This is a genomic window from Serratia ureilytica (assembly GCF_017309605.1).
Lineage (GTDB): Bacteria > Pseudomonadota > Gammaproteobacteria > Enterobacterales > Enterobacteriaceae > Serratia > Serratia ureilytica.
Genome location: NZ_CP071320.1, coordinates 4,793,015 through 4,811,664, shown reverse-complemented (window position 1 = coordinate 4,811,664; position 18,650 = coordinate 4,793,015). Strand labels below are relative to the sequence as shown.

Below are 18,650 nucleotides of genomic sequence, written 5' to 3'. Positions count from 1 at the left end.
CCTTTTTGCATTACATTTTCTGGAATTGCCGATTGTCGATGCTTTGACTGACCTGTTTGTTGATCAGGTTGAGCAACAGCATCGAGCGGGCCTCGCCGTCCGGCTCGGTGTAGATCGCCTGCAGCCCTTCGAATACGCCATCGACGATCAGAACGGTATCGCCCGGCTGCGGGGTTTCCGGATCGACGTAGGTCTCGCTGGTGTGCGTGCGCAGTTCATCGATCACCTTGCTCGGGATGACGCTCGGCAGCGCGCCGAAACGCACGAAGTGGCTGACGCCGCGGGTGGCGCTGATGGTGGTGGTGTGAATGCGCTCCGGGTCGAATTCCACAAACAGATAATTGGGAAACAGGGGTTCGCTGACCGCGATGCGCTTACCACGCACGATTTTTTCCAGCGTGATGATCGGGCTGAGGCAGTTTACCTGCTGCCGCTCCAGATGTTCCTGCGCTCGCAACAGCTGACCGCGTTTGCAATAAAGTAGATACCAGGATTCCATAATTTCACATGCCTTTCTGCCAGCCGGTAAGCATATCAAAAGCTATTCCGGATACATAGTGATGCAAGTTTCAGCATGTAACATCGCCTATCTTTCTGAATCTACGGCTATTAGCGAGGGGTCACACACTTATCGATACGGCGCTGGTATAACAGAGGGCTAAAAATTTGTTACCGTCACAGTATGGCAAGGCGTTGCGCCGCCGGCTGTGACGCTATTCATCGTTTTTGACCGAGGGGAGAAAAATGGAGCTGTTTCTGTTGAGCAACGGCAAGCTGTCTGGCGAAGCCGAGCTGCTGGGGTACGCCAAAAGCCAACTGCTGGCGATGATTGCGCGCCGCGGCATCAAATCCGCCGTCTTTATCCCTTACGCGCTGATCCGTTACGACTACGATCGGCGCGCGCAGGAGCTGGCGCAAACATTGGGCATTGAAGTCACCAGCATTCACCACACCGCTTCACCGGCGGCGGCGATCGCGCAGGCCGAATGCATTTTGGTCAGCGGCGGCAACACCTGGTTGCTGAACCAGATGCTGCACGAACAAAGCCTGATCGTGCCTATCCAGCGCGCGGTGCGCGAGCGTGAAGTGCCTTACGTCGGCTGGAGCGCAGGTTGCAACGTGGCGACGCCGAGTATTCGCACCACCAATGACATGCCGGTGCGCTGCAGCGTGGTGTTGCCGGCGCTGGGGTTGTTCCCGGTGCAGATTAACCCGCATTACATCGATGCGCACATCAGCGGCCACATGGGCGAAACCCGTGACGAGCGTCTCGCGGAGTTCTGTGCGATCAACCCGAGCGAATCGGTAGTGGCGTTGCGTGAAGGCAGTCTGTTGCACGTTGAAGGCAATGCGCTGCGTTATTTCAGCGCCAACGGGCAGGGCTTTAAGGTGTTCCGCCACGGCGAAGAGACGCGCGAATATCAGGATACGCGCGCACTGGCTGCGCTGGTGCCGTTCAACTGCGGCTGAGGGCCACCCGGCAGCGGGCGGCGTTAACAAAATTGCAGCAACAACCTTGAAGAGGGCTTATAATGCCCTCCCCACTGGCCGCTATAATGATCAGCATGAAATACCGTGACTTACGCGATTTCCTCTCGTTGCTGGAGAAGAGAGGGGAACTAAAACGCATCAGCCAGCCGATCGATCCTTACCTGGAAATGACGGAAATTGCCGATCGCACCCTGCGGGCGGGCGGCCCGGCACTGCTGTTTGAAAACCCGAAAGGGTACGACATGCCGGTGCTGTGCAACCTGTTCGGCACCGCCAATCGCGTGGCGATGGGCATGGGGCAGGAAGACATCAGCGCGCTGCGCGAAGTCGGCAAACTGCTGGCTTTCCTCAAAGAGCCGGAGCCGCCGAAAGGTTTCCGCGATCTGTTCGACAAAATACCGAAGTTCAAGCAGGTGCTGAACATGCCGACCAAGGTGCTGGGATCCGCGCCTTGTCAGGAGCAGGTATGGCAGGGCGATGATGTCGATCTGGGCCGCATTCCGGTGATGCACTGCTGGCCGGAAGACGCCGCGCCGCTGATCACCTGGGGGCTGACGGTGACCCGCGGCCCGCATAAGGAACGGCAAAACCTCGGTATCTATCGTCAGCAGGTGCTGGGCAAGAATAAAGTGATCATGCGCTGGCTGTCGCACCGCGGCGGCGCGCTGGATTACCAGGAGTGGTGCCAGGCGCACCCCGGCGAGCGTTTCCCGGTTGCGGTGGCGCTGGGCGCCGATCCCGCCACTATCCTCGGCGCGGTGACGCCGGTGCCGGATACCCTGTCTGAATATGCCTTTGCCGGGCTGCTGCGCGGCAATAAAACCGAAGTGGTCAAGTGCCTTTCCAACGATCTGGAAGTGCCTGCCAGTGCCGAAATCGTGCTGGAGGGCTATATCGAGCCGGGTGAAATGGCGCCGGAAGGCCCCTACGGTGACCACACCGGTTACTACAATGAAATCGACCAGTTCCCGGTATTCACCGTCACGCACATCACCCAGCGTCGCAACGCGATTTACCACTCGACCTACACCGGTCGGCCGCCGGATGAGCCGGCGATCCTGGGCGTGGCGCTGAATGAAGTGTTCGTGCCGATCCTGCAAAAACAGTTCCCGGAAATCGTTGATTTTTATCTGCCGCCGGAAGGGTGCTCGTATCGCCTGGCGGTGGTGACCATGAAAAAACAGTACGCCGGCCACGCGAAACGCGTGATGATGGGCGTCTGGTCGTTCCTGCGGCAGTTTATGTACACCAAATTTGTTATCGTCTGTGACGATGACGTCAATGCGCGCGACTGGAATGACGTGATTTGGGCGATCACCACACGAATGGATCCGGCAAGGGATACGGTTCTGGTGGAGAATACGCCGATCGACTATCTGGACTTCGCCTCGCCGGTTTCCGGACTGGGTTCGAAGATGGGGCTGGACGCCACCAACAAATGGCCGGGTGAAACCGATCGCGAATGGGGCCGTCCGATTCAGATGGATGAAAAGGTACGTGCGCGCGTCGACGAAATCTGGGATGAGCTCGCAATTTTCAGTGACAGGGAACCGACGTTATAGCGTCAGGCCCTGTTCTCAGCTTTGCATTGATGACCCGACAGAGGGAACGCATGACAATATTGAGCTGTAAAGTGACCTCGGTAGAGGCCATTACCGATACGGTTTATCGGGTACGTCTGGTGCCCGAGCAGCCGTTTTCTTTCAAGGCAGGGCAATATCTGATGGTGGTGATGGACGAGCGCGACAAACGTCCGTTCTCGCTGGCATCAACCCCGACGCAGCAAGATTATATCGAGCTGCATATCGGTGCTTCGGAGCTGAATCTGTACGCCATGGCGGTGATGGATCGCATTCTGAAAGAGCAGGCGATCACCGTCGATATGCCGCACGGCGACGCCTGGCTGCGGGAAGAGGGCAGCCGTCCGCTGGTGCTGATCGCCGGCGGCACCGGCTTCTCCTATGCGCGCTCAATCCTGTTGACCGCGTTGGAGCAGCAGCCCGATCGCGACATTTCCATCTACTGGGGCGGGCGTGAGCTGAAGCACCTGTACGATCTGAGCGAGCTGGAAGCGCTGTCGGTGCAACACCCGAACCTGAAGGTGATCCCGGTGGTCGAGCAGCCGGAGGCGGAATGGCGTGGCCGCAGCGGCACCGTGCTCAGCGCGGTGTTGCAGGATTTCGGCACGTTGGCGGAGCATGACATCTACATCGCCGGGCGTTTCGAGATGGCGAAAATCGCCCGCGAGCGTTTCTGCGCCGAGCGCGGCGCGCAGGAAGCGCATATGTTTGGCGACGCGTTTTCGTTTATCTGACAGAGGCGATGCGCAGTGAACGGGGTGGCCGAGGGTCGCCCCGTTTTTATTTGGGCGTCGGCAAATTTCAGGCATAAAAAACCCGCCCCTGACAGGCGGGAAGAACGGCAACTAAACTTGGCGGGATGCCGCGATTTGAAGTGGTGACGCGGTCATCCCAAGATAGACACAGCTAAACGCGTTCAAACACGGTGGCGATACCCTGGCCCAGGCCGATGCACATGGTCGCCAGGCCGAACTGCGCGTCGCGACGTTCCATGTTGTTCAACAAGGTGGTCGAGATGCGGGAGCCGGAACAGCCCAGCGGGTGGCCGAGCGCGATGGCGCCGCCGTTCAGGTTAATCTTGTCGTCGATGCTGTCCATCAGCCCCAGATCTTTGATGCACGGCAGCGACTGGGCGGCGAACGCTTCGTTCAGCTCGAACAGATCGATGTCCTGCACGCTCAGACCGGCGCGTTTCAGCGCCAGCTTGCTGGCCGGCACCGGGCCGTAACCCATGATGGAAGGATCGCAGCCGACGACCGCCATCGAGCGGATGCGGGCGCGGGCCTTCAAACCGAGCGCTTTGGCGCGCGATTCGCTCATCAGCAGCATGGCGGAAGCGCCGTCCGACAGGGCGGAGGAACTGCCGGCGGTGACGGTGCCGTTGACCGGATCGAACGCCGGACGCAGGGCCGACAGGCTTTCGACGGTGGTTTCCGGGCGAATGACTTCGTCAAAATCGTAACGGGTCAGCACGCCGTCGGCATCATGGCCGTTGGTCGGAATGATCTCGTTTTTGAAGTAACCCGCCAGCGTCGCCGCATGCGCGCGCTGGTGGGAGCGGGCGGCAAACTCATCCTGCATCTGGCGGCTGATGTTGTGCATCTTGGCCAGCATTTCGGCGGTCAGCCCCATCATCCCGGCGGCCTTGGCTACGCTGCGGCTCAGGCCCGGATGGAAATCCACGCCGTGGTTCATCGGCACATGGCCCATGTGTTCCACGCCGCCGATCAGGCTGATGTGCGCGTCGCCAACCATGATGGCGCGCGCCGCGTCGTGCAGCGCCTGCATCGAAGAGCCGCACAGGCGGTTGACGGTCACCGCCGGCACACGGTGCGGGATCTCGGCCAGCAGCGCGGCGTTGCGGGCGATGTTGAAGCCTTGTTCCAGCGTCTGCTGCACGCAGCCCCAGTAAATGTCATCGATCTCGTCGGCGTTCAGCGCCGGGTTGCGGCTCAGCACTTCACGCATCAGATGAGCGGAGAGATCTTCGGCGCGCACCTGGCGGAAGGCGCCGCCCTTGGAGCGGCCCATCGGCGTGCGTACGGCATCAACAATAACTACGTTTTCCATCTTTATGACCTCATGCCGGTTGGCGGGTTGCGACGTCGGACAGCGGTGTCGCCACCGGGTAGTAGCTTTCATTGCGTTCGGCCTTGGCGCGCAGACCGGCCGGCACCTGATACAGGGCGCCGAGGTGTGCGTAGCGCTGGGCCAGCTCAACGTAGTTGGCGGTGCCGAGCGTATCCAGGTAGCGGAACGCGCCGCCGTGGAACGGAGGGAAACCGATGCCGTAGACCAACGCCATATCGGCTTCGGCCGGGCTGGCGACGATCTTCTCTTCCAGGCAACGCACCACTTCGTTGATCATCGGGATCATCATGCGCGCAACGATCTCTTCGTCGCTGATGGTCTGGCGCGGTTGGCTCACTTCTGCCAGCAGCGCATCGGTCTGCTCGTCGTTGTCCTTGCGCGGCTTACCTTTGTTGTCCTGGCTGTAGCGGTAGAAGCCCAGCTGGTTTTTCTGACCGAAGCGCTGGTTGTCGAACATCACGTCAATGGCGTCGCGATAGTCTTTGCTCATGCGCTCCGGGAAGCCGGCCGCCATTACCGCTTGCGCGTGGTGTGCGGTGTCGATGCCCACCACGTCGAGCAGGTAGGCCGGGCCCATCGGCCAACCAAACTGTTTTTCCATCACTTTATCGATCTGACGGAAGTCGGCGCCGTCGCGCAGCAGCAGGCTGAAGCCGGCGAAGTATGGGAACAGCACGCGGTTGACGAAGAAGCCCGGGCAGTCGTTCACCACGATCGGCGTTTTGCCCATGCGGCTGGCGTAGGCCACCACTTTGGCAATGGTCTCGTCGCTGGTTTGTTCGCCGCGGATGATTTCGACCAGCGGCATACGGTGTACCGGGTTAAAGAAGTGCATGCCGCAGAAGTTTTGCGGACGCTTCAACGATTTTGCCAGATGATTAATCGGAATGGTCGAGGTGTTCGACGCCAGAACGGTGTCTTCGCCGATCAGGTTTTCCACTTCCGACAGCACGGCGGCTTTGACCTTCGGGTTCTCCACGACCGCTTCGACGATCACCTGCGCGCGCTCGATGCCGGCGTAGTCCAGCGTCGGCTGAATGGTCGACAGCACCTGCGCCATTTTCAGGCCATCCAGCTTGCCGCGTTCCAACTGCTTATTGAGCAGCTTGGCCGCTTCGTTCATGCCCAACGTCAGCGATTTGTCGCTGATGTCCTTCATGATCACCGGCACGCCTTTCAACGCCGATTGGTAAGCAATGCCGCCGCCCATGATGCCGGCGCCCAACACCGCCGCCTGTTTCGGCGCGTCCACATTCTTGGCCAGCTTTTTCGCCTGACCCTTCACGAACTGATCGTTAAGGAAGATGCCGACCAGCGCACGCGCTTCGTTGGAGCGCGCCAACGGCACGAAGCTGGCGGTTTCCAGTTTCAGTGCTTCATCGCGGCCCAGCTTGGCGGCGGCTTCAATGGTTTTCACCGCGGTCATCGGCGCCGGGTAATGTTTGCCGGCGGTCTGCAGCACCATGCCTTTGGCGGTGGTGAAGCTCATTGCCGCCTCGATCGGGCTGAGCTTCAGCGGCTCCAGCTTCGGTTGACGCGCGGCGCGCCAGTTCAGCTTGCCGTCGATCGCCTGTTGCAGCATGTTGAGCGCGGCTTCGGCCAGTTTTTCCGGCGCCACTACCGCATCGACCAGGCCGACTTTCAACGCGTCTTTGGCGCTGACGTCTTTGCCGGCGGCGATGATTTCCAGCGCGCTGTCGTTACCCAGCAGGCGCGGCAGGCGGACGGAGCCGCCGAAGCCCGGCATGATGCCCAATTTGGTTTCAGGCAGGCCGATGCGCGCGTCCGGTGAGGCGACGCGGAAATCGGTCGCCAAAATGCATTCGCAACCGCCGCCGAGCGCATAGCCGTTAATGGCCGAAATGGTCGGCACCGGCAAATCTTCCAGCCGGTTAAAGACGTTGTTGGCGAATACCAGCCACTCCTGCAGCTTTTCAGCCGGCGCGGCGAACAGAGAAAGGAATTCGGTGATATCGGCGCCGACGATAAATGCGGCTTTGGTGGAGCGCAGCAGCAGCCCCTTGAGCCCTGGCTGGTTTTCCAGCATGGTGAGCGCTTCGCCCAGGCTGGCGACGGTGCGGGTGTCCAGCTTGTTGACCGAGCCCGGTGCGTTGAACACCAGCTCGGCGATGCCGTTATCGAGCCAGTGCAGTTGTAATGTTTCGCCTTGGTAGAGCATGTCTATCTCCTGAATCAGCGTATGATCTGGTATGACCAGATGAAGAGGAGTGTGGTTTTTATGTTAACAATATGCAAATGAGAGATTGCATTTTTGCTGGTCTGATCACATGTCGCTAAGTTAGTTTTTTGATTTGAAACGAAGTTATATTTTATGTGCTATCGGCATTTGCCGGAGCTTGTCGGCCCTCATACACTTGCTCGCAGCGAATGAACATTCAGACGAGGTTACGCATGACTAAGGCGGCTTGTGTTAAACGCAGCGGCTTATGGAGCATTCCCGCCAGAACCATGACGCTGGCGTGTCTGTTGGTGTTTATGGCGCAAATGGCGACGACCGTGTACTTGCCTTCGCTGCCGACGGTGATGCGGGAGCTGGCGATGAGCCGGCGCGCCACCGAGTTGTCCATTTCAATCTTCGTCATCGGCGCCGCCTTGCCGGTGCTGTTCTGGGGCGCGGCCGCCGATCGCTTTGGCCGCCGCGCGCCCCTGACGCTGTCTTTATTTCTTTTCATTGGCTGCAGCGGGCTGTTGGCGCTGTGCAGCAACGGCGCCCAATTGCTGACGCTGCGTGCGCTGCAGGGCGTGGGTGCCGGCGGTGCGGCGATCATCGCGCGCATCATCGTGCGGGATAACTGGAGCGGGGACGAACTGGCGCGGCGTCTGTCGGTGCTCTCCATCGCCTTTATCACCGCGCTGGGCGGCGGTCAGTTTATCGGTGGCCTGCTGAGCCAATATGCGCACTGGCAGATGGGCTTCGTCCTGATGGGCGCCACCGGTTTGATCATTCTGGCGCTGATGGCGACGCTGCCGCTGGAGGCGGGACGGGCAGGGGGCGTGCGCCCGGCGATGGCGGCAACCTACTTTGCCATCCTGCGGCGGCCTGGGTTCTTTTGGCCGGCCTGCGTCGGCGGGCTGGGGTTTGCCACCACGGTGACACTGCAGGAAGTGAGTCCGTTCGTCATGCAGCAGGAGTTTGGTCTCAACGTCACGGCGTTCGGCGCCCTGGGGCTGGTGATCGGCGTCGCCTACTTCAGCGGGGCGCTGACGGTGAACCGTACGGTGGCGCGTCTCGGCGGGAAAAAACTGATGCAGGCCGGCAGCGGCATCGTGGCGCTGGCGACGGCGGCGATCCTGCTGCTGTGGTGGAGCGGCGTCCTGGCCGGCCTTTCCGGCATGGCGCTGTTCATCGCGCTGTATTGCCTGACCATTTTTGGCCAGGCGGTGCTGTTTCCCAACAGCATGGCGATGGCGGTCAGCGATGCCAAAGAGTACGGCGCTTATGCGATGGCGCTGTGTGGCTTTCTGCAGCAGTGTCTGGCGGGCGTCGCCGCGGCCGGCGCGGTGTTGTTGGAACACCATGGCCTGTGGGCGCTGGCGATAGCGCTGCTCGGTTTGGGCGGCTGGTTAATGGTTAAGCTGCGGATGTAACGGCATTTGCAGGGAATTGCGAGCTGCTCCGCATGCCCAACGCGATGAGGTTGGTGCGTCGGAGCGCTGTGTTAAGATGGCTTCTTTCGTGCTAAGGCATAAGGGTACTGTGATGGAAACGCTGGCTTCTTTGTATAACGACCACCTGGCAGAGCTGCAAAAACGCGCGCGTGAAGTGCTGGAGCGCAACAAGTTGGATGCGCTGCTGATTCACTCCGGGGAACTGCAAAAGGTATTTTTGGACGACCATAGCTACCCGTTCAAAGTGAACGCGCATTTCAAAGCCTGGGTGCCGGTGACGTCGGTGCCGAACTGCTGGTTGTGGATAGATGGCGTCAACAAGCCGAAGCTGTGGTTCTACTCCCCGGTTGACTACTGGCACAGCGTAGAGCCGCTGCCGAACAGTTTCTGGACCAAGTCCCTCGAATTGATGCCGCTGGCCAACGCCGATGCGATCGCGCAGCAGCTGCCGCCGCAGCGTGAGCGCGTCGGCTATATCGGTTATGCCCAACAGCGCGCCCGCGATCTCGGCATCCCTTCGGAAAACATCAACCCGAAAGCGGTGCTGAACTACCTGGATTTCCACCGTTCGATTAAAACCGGCTATGAGCTGGCCTGCATGCGCGAAGCGCAGAAGACGGCGGTAACCGGCCATCGTGCCGCGCATGAGGCCTTCCTCTCCGGCATGAGCGAGTTCGACATCAATCTGGCCTACCTGACGGCTACCGGCCATCGCGATACCGATGTGCCTTACGACAACATCGTGGCGTTGAACGAGCACGCTTCGGTGCTGCACTACACCAAGCTGGATCATCAGCCGCCGGCCGAGTCCCTGAGTTTTCTGATCGACGCCGGGGCGGAATATAACGGCTACGCCGCCGATCTGACGCGTACCTATGCGGCGCAAAGCGGCAGCGAGTTCGCTCATCTGGTGAAAGATCTCAATAGTGAACAGCTGGCGCTGATCGACACCATTAAAACCGGCGTGCGTTACACCGACTATCATGTGCAGATGCATCAGCGCATCGCCAAGCTGCTCAAGAATCACAAACTGGTGAATGGCCTCAGCGAAGAGGCGATGGTCGAAACGGGTATCACCACGCCGTTCCTGCCGCACGGGTTGGGCCATCCGTTGGGCCTGCAGGTGCACGACGCCGCCGGTTTTATGCAGGATGAGCAAGGCACCCATCTGGCGGCGCCGTCCAAGTACCCATTCCTGCGTTGCACCCGCGTGTTGCAGCCGGGCATGGTGTTGACCATCGAACCGGGTCTGTACTTCATCGAGTCTCTGTTGGCGCCGTGGCGCAGCGGCGAGTTCAAGCAGCACTTCGCCTGGGATCGCATCGATGCGCTGAAACCGTATGGCGGTATTCGCATCGAAGACAACATCGTGATCCATGAAAAGCGCATCGAGAACATGACGCGCGATCTGAACCTGGCTTGATGCGGCCGTACCCGATACCGGCGGAAGCAACCTGCTTTACCGAAGAGATAAAGAAGAGCCGTTTCATCACCCTGCTGGCGCCGACCGGCGGGGTGGAGGCGGCAAAGGCGTTTATTCAGCAGGTGCGGGATGAGCACCCGGCGGCGCGGCACCACTGTTGGGCTTTCGTCGCCGGTAGCCCCGATGATTCGCAGCAGCTGGGGTTCTCCGACGATGGAGAACCGTCGGGCACTGCCGGCAAACCTATCCTCGCGCAGCTGATGGGCAGCGGTATCGGTGAAGTGACCGCCGTAGTCGTTCGGTACTACGGCGGTGTCAAGCTGGGCACCGGCGGGCTGGTGAAAGCTTATGGCAACGGTGTTCAACAGGCATTGAAGCAGCTGGCGCTGGCGCAAAAGGTGCCCGAAGCCGAATATATCTTGCAGTGCGACTATGCGCAGTTGGCGCTGGTGGAGAACTTGTTGCAGCAAATCGCAGGTCGGATCCTGCAGGGTGAATACGGCGCCGCCGTCGTGCTGCATTTGGCGCTGCCGGCGACTGAGGTCGAGCTGTTTGGGAATAAATTGCGTGATCTCAGTCGCGGTAATTTGCAATTAACCCCCATTTCGCAATAATCCTCCCAATTGAATTGCTAAGGATCGTGCTGAAATGCATTTTCGCGCCATAACCCGTATCGTTGGTCTGCTGGTCATCCTGTTCTCCGGGACGATGTTTATTCCCGGCCTGGTGGCATTGATTTATCGCGATGGGGCGGGGCGAGCGTTCAGCCAAACGTTCTTCGTGGCGTTGACCATCGGGCTGATGCTGTGGTGGCCGAACCGTAAGCAGAAACACGAGCTGAAGCCGCGTGAAGGTTTCCTGATCGTTGTGCTGTTCTGGACCGTGCTGGGCAGCGTGGGGGCATTGCCGTTCCTGTTTTCGGAACGTCCTAATTTGTCGCTGACCGACGCCTTCTTTGAATCCTTCTCGGGATTGACGACTACCGGCGCAACGACGCTGGTGGGGCTGGACTCGTTGCCTAAGGCCATCCTGTTCTATCGCCAAATGCTGCAATGGATGGGCGGGATGGGGATCATCGTGTTGGCGGTGGCGATACTGCCGATACTCGGCGTCGGGGGCATGCAGCTGTATCGGGCGGAAATGCCCGGGCCGCTGAAAGATAACAAGATGCGTCCGCGTATTGCCGAAACCGCCAAAACCCTGTGGCTAATCTATGTGTTGCTGACCGTCGCCTGTGCGCTGGCGCTCTGGGGGGCCGGGATGTCGGTGTTCGACGCCATCGGCCACAGTTTCTCGACCATCGCCATTGGCGGGTTTTCTACCCACGATGCCAGTATCGGTTATTACGCCAGCCCGACCATCAACACCATCATTGCCGTGTTCCTGCTGATTTCCGGCTGTAACTACGGTCTGCACTTCGCTTTGCTAAGCGGCCGCAGTCTGAAGGTCTATGGGCGCGATCCTGAATTCCGCATGTTTATCTTCGTTCAACTGACGCTGGTGGTGGTGTGCACGTTGGTGCTCTGGGGACATGGCGTCTATAAGAGCGGTATGGAAACGCTCAATCAGGCGTTCTTCCAGGTGGTATCGATGGCGACCACGGCCGGTTTTACGACCGACAGCATCGCCAAGTGGCCGCTGTTCCTGCCGATGCTGTTGCTGTGTTCGGCATTCATCGGCGGTTGCGCCGGTTCGACCGGCGGCGGCCTGAAGGTGATCCGTATTCTGCTGTTGTACCTGCAGGGCTCGCGCGAGTTGAAAAGGCTGGTGCACCCCAACGCGGTCTATACCATCAAATTGGGCAATCGCGCACTGCCGGAACGTATTCTGGAAGCAGTGTGGGGATTCTTCTCCGCCTATGCGCTGGTGTTTATCGTCAGCATGCTGGCGATCATTGCGACCGGCGTTGATGATTTCTCCGCGTTTGCCGCAGTGACGGCAACGCTGAATAACCTTGGTCCTGGTCTGGGCGTGGTGGCGGACAACTTCACCACGATGCCGGCGGCGGCCAAGTGGATCCTGGTGGTGACGATGCTGTTCGGGCGCCTGGAAGTGTTTACATTGCTGGTGCTGTTCACGCCAACCTTCTGGCGTGAGTGAGCCTGTTATAAGGAGTACGCCATGAAGGCATTGATACTTTATTCGAGCCGTGACGGGCAAACACGTGCTATCGCTTCTTATATAGCAAGCAAATTGCAGGATACACTGCGCTGTGAGGTTATCGATCTGTTGCAGGCGGAACAGATCGACCTTAGCCAGTATCAGCAGGTGATGATCGGCGCTTCTATTCGCTACGGGCACTTTAACCCGGCGCTGGATAAATTCGTTAAACGTCATGCCGAACAGTTGAATCGGATGCCGAGTGCATTCTTTGCCGTCAATCTGACCGCGCGCAAACCGGAAAAGCGTTCGCCGCAAACCAACGCCTATACCCGCAAGTTCCTGTTGGCGTCGCCGTGGCAGCCAAAACAGTGCGCGGTGTTTGCCGGGGCATTGCGTTATCCACGTTATCGCTGGTTCGATCGCATCATGATTCAATTTATTATGCGTATGACCGGTGGAGAAACGGATACCAGTAAGGAAGTTGAGTACACAGATTGGCAGCAAGTCGATCGTTTCGCCCAGGAATTTAGCCAGATTCAGTACGAAAAGTGACAAAAATGCGGGTTTGGCCAGCGTTTTGCCGAAAAAATCCGCGCTTGAAAAGTTTTTTGCATTTAGGGGTTGCGGCCTGCCGAGAACTCCCTATAATGCGCCTCCACTGACCGGGAACAACGACTGACAAGCCGCCGGGTCAGCGAGAGGAAAGCGAAATAAACGCTTGACTCTCCGGGTGAAAAGCGTAATATACGCCACCTCGAGTTAGCAAGCGAAAGCGCCTAACTCACTGCTCTTTAACAATTTATCAGACAATCTGTGTGGGCACTCCACAAGACGATATCCAGCATCTTCGGATGCAAAAAAAATATCAAGTCTTGAAGAGTGACTAACTGAAGTAAAATTCATGCAGTAAATCTTTGAGCACCGCTTCTCGAGTGGAAGCAAATCAAGCTTTTAATTGAAGAGTTTGATCATGGCTCAGATTGAACGCTGGCGGCAGGCTTAACACATGCAAGTCGAGCGGTAGCACAGGGGAGCTTGCTCCCCGGGTGACGAGCGGCGGACGGGTGAGTAATGTCTGGGAAACTGCCTGATGGAGGGGGATAACTACTGGAAACGGTAGCTAATACCGCATAACGTCGCAAGACCAAAGAGGGGGACCTTCGGGCCTCTTGCCATCAGATGTGCCCAGATGGGATTAGCTAGTAGGTGGGGTAATGGCTCACCTAGGCGACGATCCCTAGCTGGTCTGAGAGGATGACCAGCCACACTGGAACTGAGACACGGTCCAGACTCCTACGGGAGGCAGCAGTGGGGAATATTGCACAATGGGCGCAAGCCTGATGCAGCCATGCCGCGTGTGTGAAGAAGGCCTTCGGGTTGTAAAGCACTTTCAGCGAGGAGGAAGGTGGTGAGCTTAATACGCTCATCAATTGACGTTACTCGCAGAAGAAGCACCGGCTAACTCCGTGCCAGCAGCCGCGGTAATACGGAGGGTGCAAGCGTTAATCGGAATTACTGGGCGTAAAGCGCACGCAGGCGGTTTGTTAAGTCAGATGTGAAATCCCCGGGCTCAACCTGGGAACTGCATTTGAAACTGGCAAGCTAGAGTCTCGTAGAGGGGGGTAGAATTCCAGGTGTAGCGGTGAAATGCGTAGAGATCTGGAGGAATACCGGTGGCGAAGGCGGCCCCCTGGACGAAGACTGACGCTCAGGTGCGAAAGCGTGGGGAGCAAACAGGATTAGATACCCTGGTAGTCCACGCTGTAAACGATGTCGATTTGGAGGTTGTGCCCTTGAGGCGTGGCTTCCGGAGCTAACGCGTTAAATCGACCGCCTGGGGAGTACGGCCGCAAGGTTAAAACTCAAATGAATTGACGGGGGCCCGCACAAGCGGTGGAGCATGTGGTTTAATTCGATGCAACGCGAAGAACCTTACCTACTCTTGACATCCAGAGAACTTTCCAGAGATGGATTGGTGCCTTCGGGAACTCTGAGACAGGTGCTGCATGGCTGTCGTCAGCTCGTGTTGTGAAATGTTGGGTTAAGTCCCGCAACGAGCGCAACCCTTATCCTTTGTTGCCAGCGGTTCGGCCGGGAACTCAAAGGAGACTGCCAGTGATAAACTGGAGGAAGGTGGGGATGACGTCAAGTCATCATGGCCCTTACGAGTAGGGCTACACACGTGCTACAATGGCATATACAAAGAGAAGCGACCTCGCGAGAGCAAGCGGACCTCATAAAGTATGTCGTAGTCCGGATTGGAGTCTGCAACTCGACTCCATGAAGTCGGAATCGCTAGTAATCGTAGATCAGAATGCTACGGTGAATACGTTCCCGGGCCTTGTACACACCGCCCGTCACACCATGGGAGTGGGTTGCAAAAGAAGTAGGTAGCTTAACCTTCGGGAGGGCGCTTACCACTTTGTGATTCATGACTGGGGTGAAGTCGTAACAAGGTAACCGTAGGGGAACCTGCGGTTGGATCACCTCCTTACCTAAAGATATTAGTTCGCGTGGCGTGCTCACACAGATTGTCTGATGAAAAAGTAACGAGCAAAAGCGTCATAAAAGTACGGTGTCGTGTCCCCTTCGTCTAGAGGCCTAGGACACCGCCCTTTCACGGCGGTAACAGGGGTTCGAATCCCCTAGGGGACGCCAAGCTTCCGACCCACCCGGTGAAAGCGGCGGTCCCAAGTATCTGACGATACACCATATCTTAAAGATGACTTCCGAGTCATGTTTAAGATATTGCTCTTTAACAATCTGGAACAAGCTGAAAATTGAAACATGACGGCTGAAATTTGTCCCTCCGTAGATGTACTGGGATGAAGAGTAACCTGTCATAGAGTCTCTCAAATGTTTGCAGCGCGAACGATGGAAACATCTTCGGGTTGTGAGGTTAAGTGACTAAGCGTACACGGTGGATGCCTAGGCAGTCAGAGGCGATGAAGGGCGTGCTAATCTGCGAAAAGCGTCGGTAAGGTGATATGAACCGTTACAACCGGCGATACCCGAATGGGGAAACCCAGTGTGTTTCGACACACTATCATGTCATGAATACATAGTGGCATGAGGCGAACCGGGGGAACTGAAACATCTAAGTACCCCGAGGAAAAGAAATCAACCGAGATTCCCCCAGTAGCGGCGAGCGAACGGGGAGGAGCCCAGAACCTGAATCGGCTTGTGTGTTAGTGGAAGCGTCTGGAAAGTCGCGCAGTAAAGGGTGATAGCCCCGTACACTAAAATGCACAGGTCGTGAGTTCGATGAGTAGGGCGGGACACGTGACATCCTGTCTGAATATGGGGGGACCATCCTCCAAGGCTAAATACTCCTGACTGACCGATAGTGAACCAGTACCGTGAGGGAAAGGCGAAAAGAACCCCGGCGAGGGGAGTGAAATAGAACCTGAAACCGTGTACGTACAAGCAGTGGGAGCACCTTCGTGGTGTGACTGCGTACCTTTTGTATAATGGGTCAGCGACTTATATTTTGTAGCAAGGTTAACCGTATAGGGGAGCCGTAGGGAAACCGAGTCTTAACTGGGCGATTAGTTGCAAGGTATAGACCCGAAACCCGGTGATCTAGCCATGGGCAGGTTGAAGGTTGGGTAACACTAACTGGAGGACCGAACCGACTAATGTTGAAAAATTAGCGGATGACTTGTGGCTGGGGGTGAAAGGCCAATCAAACCGGGAGATAGCTGGTTCTCCCCGAAAGCTATTTAGGTAGCGCCTCGTGAACTCATCTTCGGGGGTAGAGCACTGTTTCGGCTAGGGGGCCATCCCGGCTTACCAAACCGATGCAAACTCCGAATACCGAAGAATGTTATCACGGGAGACACACGGCGGGTGCTAACGTCCGTCGTGAAGAGGGAAACAACCCAGACCGCCAGCTAAGGTCCCAAAGTCATGGTTAAGTGGGAAACGATGTGGGAAGGCATAGACAGCCAGGATGTTGGCTTAGAAGCAGCCATCATTTAAAGAAAGCGTAATAGCTCACTGGTCGAGTCGGCCTGCGCGGAAGATGTAACGGGGCTAAACCATGCACCGAAGCTGCGGCAGCGACGCTTAGCGTTGTTGGGTAGGGGAGCGTTCTGTAAGCCGTTGAAGGTGGCCTGTGAGGGTTGCTGGAGGTATCAGAAGTGCGAATGCTGACATAAGTAACGATAAAGCGGGTGAAAAGCCCGCTCGCCGGAAGACCAAGGGTTCCTGTCCAACGTTAATCGGGGCAGGGTGAGTCGACCCCTAAGGCGAGGCTGAAAAGCGTAGTCGATGGGAAACAGGTTAATATTCCTGTACTTGGTGTTACTGCGAAGGGGGGACGGAGAAGGCTAGGCTAGCCGGGCGACGGTTGTCCCGGTTTAAGCGTGTAGGGGGTGTGACCTGGTAAATCCGGTTGCATGCTAACCCTGAGGCGTGATGACGATGCACTACGGTGCAGAAGTAGTTGATGCCCTGCTTCCAGGAAAATCCTCTAAGCTCCAGGTAACATTAAATCGTACCCCAAACCGACACAGGTGGTCAGGTAGAGAATACCAAGGCGCTTGAGAGAACTCGGGTGAAGGAACTAGGCAAAATGGTGCCGTAACTTCGGGAGAAGGCACGCTGGCATGTAGGTGAAGTCCCTTGCGGATGGAGCTGAAGCCAGTCGAAGATACCAGCTGGCTGCAACTGTTTAATAAAAACACAGCACTGTGCAAACACGAAAGTGGACGTATACGGTGTGACGCCTGCCCGGTGCTGGAAGGTTAATTGATGGGGTCAGCCGCAAGGCGAAGCTCTTGATCGAAGCCCCAGTAAACGGCGGCCGTAACTATAACGGTCCTAAGGTAGCGAAATTCCTTGTCGGGTAAGTTCCGACCTGCACGAATGGCGTAATGATGGCCAGGCTGTCTCCACCCGAGACTCAGTGAAATTGAACTCGCTGTGAAGATGCAGTGTACCCGCGGCAAGACGGAAAGACCCCGTGAACCTTTACTATAGCTTGACACTGAACATTGAGCCTTGATGTGTAGGATAGGTGGGAGGCTTTGAAGCGTGGACGCCAGTCTGCGTGGAGCCATCCTTGAAATACCACCCTTTAATGTTTGATGTTCTAACTCGGCCCCATAATCTGGGGTGAGGACAGTGTCTGGTGGGTAGTTTGACTGGGGCGGTCTCCTCCCAAAGAGTAACGGAGGAGCACGAAGGTTAGCTAATCACGGTCGGACATCGTGAGGTTAGTGCAAAGGCATAAGCTAGCTTGACTGCGAGAGTGACGGCTCGAGCAGGTACGAAAGTAGGTCTTAGTGATCCGGTGGTTCTGAATGGAAGGGCCATCGCTCAACGGATAAAAGGTACTCCGGGGATAACAGGCTGATACCGCCCAAGAGTTCATATCGACGGCGGTGTTTGGCACCTCGATGTCGGCTCATCACATCCTGGGGCTGAAGTAGGTCCCAAGGGTATGGCTGTTCGCCATTTAAAGTGGTACGCGAGCTGGGTTTAGAACGTCGTGAGACAGTTCGGTCCCTATCTGCCGTGGGCGTTGGAAGATTGAGAGGGGTTGCTCCTAGTACGAGAGGACCGGAGTGAACGCACCACTGGTGTTCGGGTTGTCATGCCAATGGCATTGCCCGGTAGCTAAGTGCGGAAAAGATAAGCGCTGAAAGCATCTAAGCGCGAAACTTGCCTCAAGATGAGTCTTCCCTGGGCCTTCAAGGCCCCTGAAGGAACGTTTAAGACTAAGACGTTGATAGGCTGGGTGTGTAAGTGCAGCGATGCATTGAGCTAACCAGTACTAATGATCCGTGAGGCTTAACCTTACAACACCGAAGGTGTTTTTAGAGAGATTTTCAGCGACGTTCCAAGATTGGTTCTGATGGCTTCATGGAAGTGAAGCGGTTGGAATGAAACAGAATTTGCCTGGCGGCAATAGCGCGGTGGTCCCACCTGACCCCATGCCGAACTCAGAAGTGAAACGCCGTAGCGCCGATGGTAGTGTGGGGTCTCCCCATGCGAGAGTAGGACACTGCCAGGCATCAAATAAAGCCGAAAGCCCTGAACTGACGTTCAGGGCTTTTTGCTATGCGTAAAATAAATCCCCTGATCGTATCTATTGCTTAGAAAAATACCTATTTCAGCGGACGTTGCTTATTTACATAAGCACGTATAATGCTTTTGAGCAGGAGAATAACCAGCTCAATATATAATTGATAGATTAAGATTATTATTTAAATAATAAAAATGCCTATTTATGAACATGTTGATAAGAATTATCCTGTTATATCAAAGATAAATCCTAATTCTTCAGTGCATTACTCGATAAATTTCACGTTAATTAAAACAAATAT

Annotated in this window: 11 protein-coding genes, 1 tRNA gene and 3 rRNA genes; 12 read left to right on the top strand and 3 right to left on the bottom strand. The window is 56.9% G+C overall.

The genetic code is table 11. From position 1 onward, the window contains the following. Nucleotides 1-10: 10 nt before the first annotated feature. Nucleotides 11-499: a transcription/translation regulatory transformer protein RfaH gene (gene rfaH / locus J0X03_RS22770; protein ID WP_033644965.1), complete on the bottom strand. Its 489-nt coding sequence runs from the start codon at nucleotides 497-499 to the stop codon at nucleotides 11-13. Nucleotides 500-744: 245 nt separating this feature from the next. On the opposite strand from rfaH, the gene pepE reads away from it, so the two are divergent. The 3 genes from pepE to fre all read left to right on the top strand — a co-directional run bounded on the left by pepE (nucleotide 745) and on the right by fre (nucleotide 3,805). Next, nucleotides 745-1,470, top strand: coding sequence for a dipeptidase PepE (pepE, locus tag J0X03_RS22765; protein WP_103101682.1), 726 nt, complete (start codon nucleotides 745-747; stop codon nucleotides 1,468-1,470). Between the two features lie 62 nt (nucleotides 1,471-1,532). Further along, nucleotides 1,533-3,053 (top strand): 4-hydroxy-3-polyprenylbenzoate decarboxylase, encoded by a 1,521-nt coding sequence (gene ubiD, locus J0X03_RS22760; protein WP_033644963.1) that lies wholly within the window; start codon nucleotides 1,533-1,535, stop codon nucleotides 3,051-3,053. A gap of 50 nt (nucleotides 3,054-3,103) precedes the next feature. After that, nucleotides 3,104-3,805, top strand: a complete 702-nt coding sequence (gene fre, locus J0X03_RS22755; RefSeq protein ID WP_033644962.1) for an NAD(P)H-flavin reductase — start codon at nucleotides 3,104-3,106, stop codon at nucleotides 3,803-3,805. Between the two features lie 172 nt (nucleotides 3,806-3,977). Here the strand turns inward: fre and fadA are convergent, their stop codons facing one another. Further along, entirely contained in the window at nucleotides 3,978-5,141 is a 1,164-nt protein-coding gene (fadA, locus tag J0X03_RS22750) for an acetyl-CoA C-acyltransferase FadA (RefSeq protein WP_033644961.1), read from the bottom strand. Nucleotides 5,142-5,151: 10 nt separating this feature from the next. After that, nucleotides 5,152-7,341: a fatty acid oxidation complex subunit alpha FadB gene (fadB, locus tag J0X03_RS22745; protein ID WP_103101681.1), complete on the bottom strand. Its 2,190-nt coding sequence runs from the start codon at nucleotides 7,339-7,341 to the stop codon at nucleotides 5,152-5,154. A 233-nt stretch (nucleotides 7,342-7,574) separates the two neighbouring features. Here fadB and J0X03_RS22740 point away from each other — a divergent pair, with 233 nt between their 5' ends. The 9 genes from J0X03_RS22740 to rrf all read left to right on the top strand — a co-directional run bounded on the left by J0X03_RS22740 (nucleotide 7,575) and on the right by rrf (nucleotide 18,337). After that, complete coding sequence (locus J0X03_RS22740; protein ID WP_180995575.1) at nucleotides 7,575-8,771, top strand: MFS transporter; 1,197 nt, start codon at nucleotides 7,575-7,577, stop codon at nucleotides 8,769-8,771. Between the two features lie 112 nt (nucleotides 8,772-8,883). Further along, complete coding sequence (gene pepQ / locus J0X03_RS22735; protein ID WP_033644957.1) at nucleotides 8,884-10,215, top strand: Xaa-Pro dipeptidase; 1,332 nt, start codon at nucleotides 8,884-8,886, stop codon at nucleotides 10,213-10,215. After that, entirely contained in the window at nucleotides 10,215-10,829 is a 615-nt protein-coding gene (locus J0X03_RS22730) for an IMPACT family protein (RefSeq protein WP_033644956.1), read from the top strand. Before pepQ ends, J0X03_RS22730 begins: the two co-directional genes overlap by 1 nt. Nucleotides 10,830-10,863: 34 nt before the next feature. Continuing rightward, the gene (gene trkH, locus J0X03_RS22725; protein WP_004934492.1) at nucleotides 10,864-12,315 is read left to right on the top strand and encodes a Trk system potassium transporter TrkH; all 1,452 of its coding nucleotides are present in this window, start codon (nucleotides 10,864-10,866) and stop codon (nucleotides 12,313-12,315) included. A 21-nt stretch (nucleotides 12,316-12,336) separates the two neighbouring features. Beyond that, complete coding sequence (hemG, locus tag J0X03_RS22720) at nucleotides 12,337-12,870, top strand: menaquinone-dependent protoporphyrinogen IX dehydrogenase (RefSeq protein WP_033644954.1); 534 nt, start codon at nucleotides 12,337-12,339, stop codon at nucleotides 12,868-12,870. 400 nt (nucleotides 12,871-13,270) lie between these two features. Then, a 16S ribosomal RNA gene (locus J0X03_RS22715) occupies nucleotides 13,271-14,812 on the top strand. Between the two features lie 88 nt (nucleotides 14,813-14,900). Further along, nucleotides 14,901-14,976 (top strand) — tRNA-Glu (locus J0X03_RS22710). A gap of 239 nt (nucleotides 14,977-15,215) precedes the next feature. Next, nucleotides 15,216-18,122, top strand: a 23S ribosomal RNA gene (locus tag J0X03_RS22705). Between the two features lie 99 nt (nucleotides 18,123-18,221). Then, nucleotides 18,222-18,337: ribosomal RNA gene (gene rrf / locus J0X03_RS22700) — 5S ribosomal RNA — on the top strand. The 16S, 23S and 5S rRNA genes sit together here with 1 tRNA gene alongside, the layout of an rRNA operon. Nucleotides 18,338-18,650 lie beyond the last annotated feature (313 nt).

What these genes read in the sequence shown, in the direction of transcription:
- J0X03_RS22740 (WP_180995575.1), top strand. Translation starts at nt 7,575, where the DNA reads ATGACTAAGGCGGCTTGTGTTAAACGCAGCGGCTTATGGAGCATTCCC.
- J0X03_RS22730 (WP_033644956.1), top strand. Translation starts at nt 10,215, where the DNA reads ATGCGGCCGTACCCGATACCGGCGGAAGCAACCTGCTTTACCGAAGAG.
- pepE (WP_103101682.1), top strand. Translation starts at nt 745, where the DNA reads ATGGAGCTGTTTCTGTTGAGCAACGGCAAGCTGTCTGGCGAAGCCGAG.
- fre (WP_033644962.1), top strand. Translation starts at nt 3,104, where the DNA reads ATGACAATATTGAGCTGTAAAGTGACCTCGGTAGAGGCCATTACCGAT.
- rfaH (WP_033644965.1), bottom strand. Translation starts at nt 499, where the DNA reads ATGGAATCCTGGTATCTACTTTATTGCAAACGCGGTCAGCTGTTGCGA.
- fadA (WP_033644961.1), bottom strand. Translation starts at nt 5,141, where the DNA reads ATGGAAAACGTAGTTATTGTTGATGCCGTACGCACGCCGATGGGCCGC.
- pepQ (WP_033644957.1), top strand. Translation starts at nt 8,884, where the DNA reads ATGGAAACGCTGGCTTCTTTGTATAACGACCACCTGGCAGAGCTGCAA.
- fadB (WP_103101681.1), bottom strand. Translation starts at nt 7,341, where the DNA reads ATGCTCTACCAAGGCGAAACATTACAACTGCACTGGCTCGATAACGGC.
- trkH (WP_004934492.1), top strand. Translation starts at nt 10,864, where the DNA reads ATGCATTTTCGCGCCATAACCCGTATCGTTGGTCTGCTGGTCATCCTG.
- hemG (WP_033644954.1), top strand. Translation starts at nt 12,337, where the DNA reads ATGAAGGCATTGATACTTTATTCGAGCCGTGACGGGCAAACACGTGCT.
- ubiD (WP_033644963.1), top strand. Translation starts at nt 1,533, where the DNA reads ATGCCCTCCCCACTGGCCGCTATAATGATCAGCATGAAATACCGTGAC.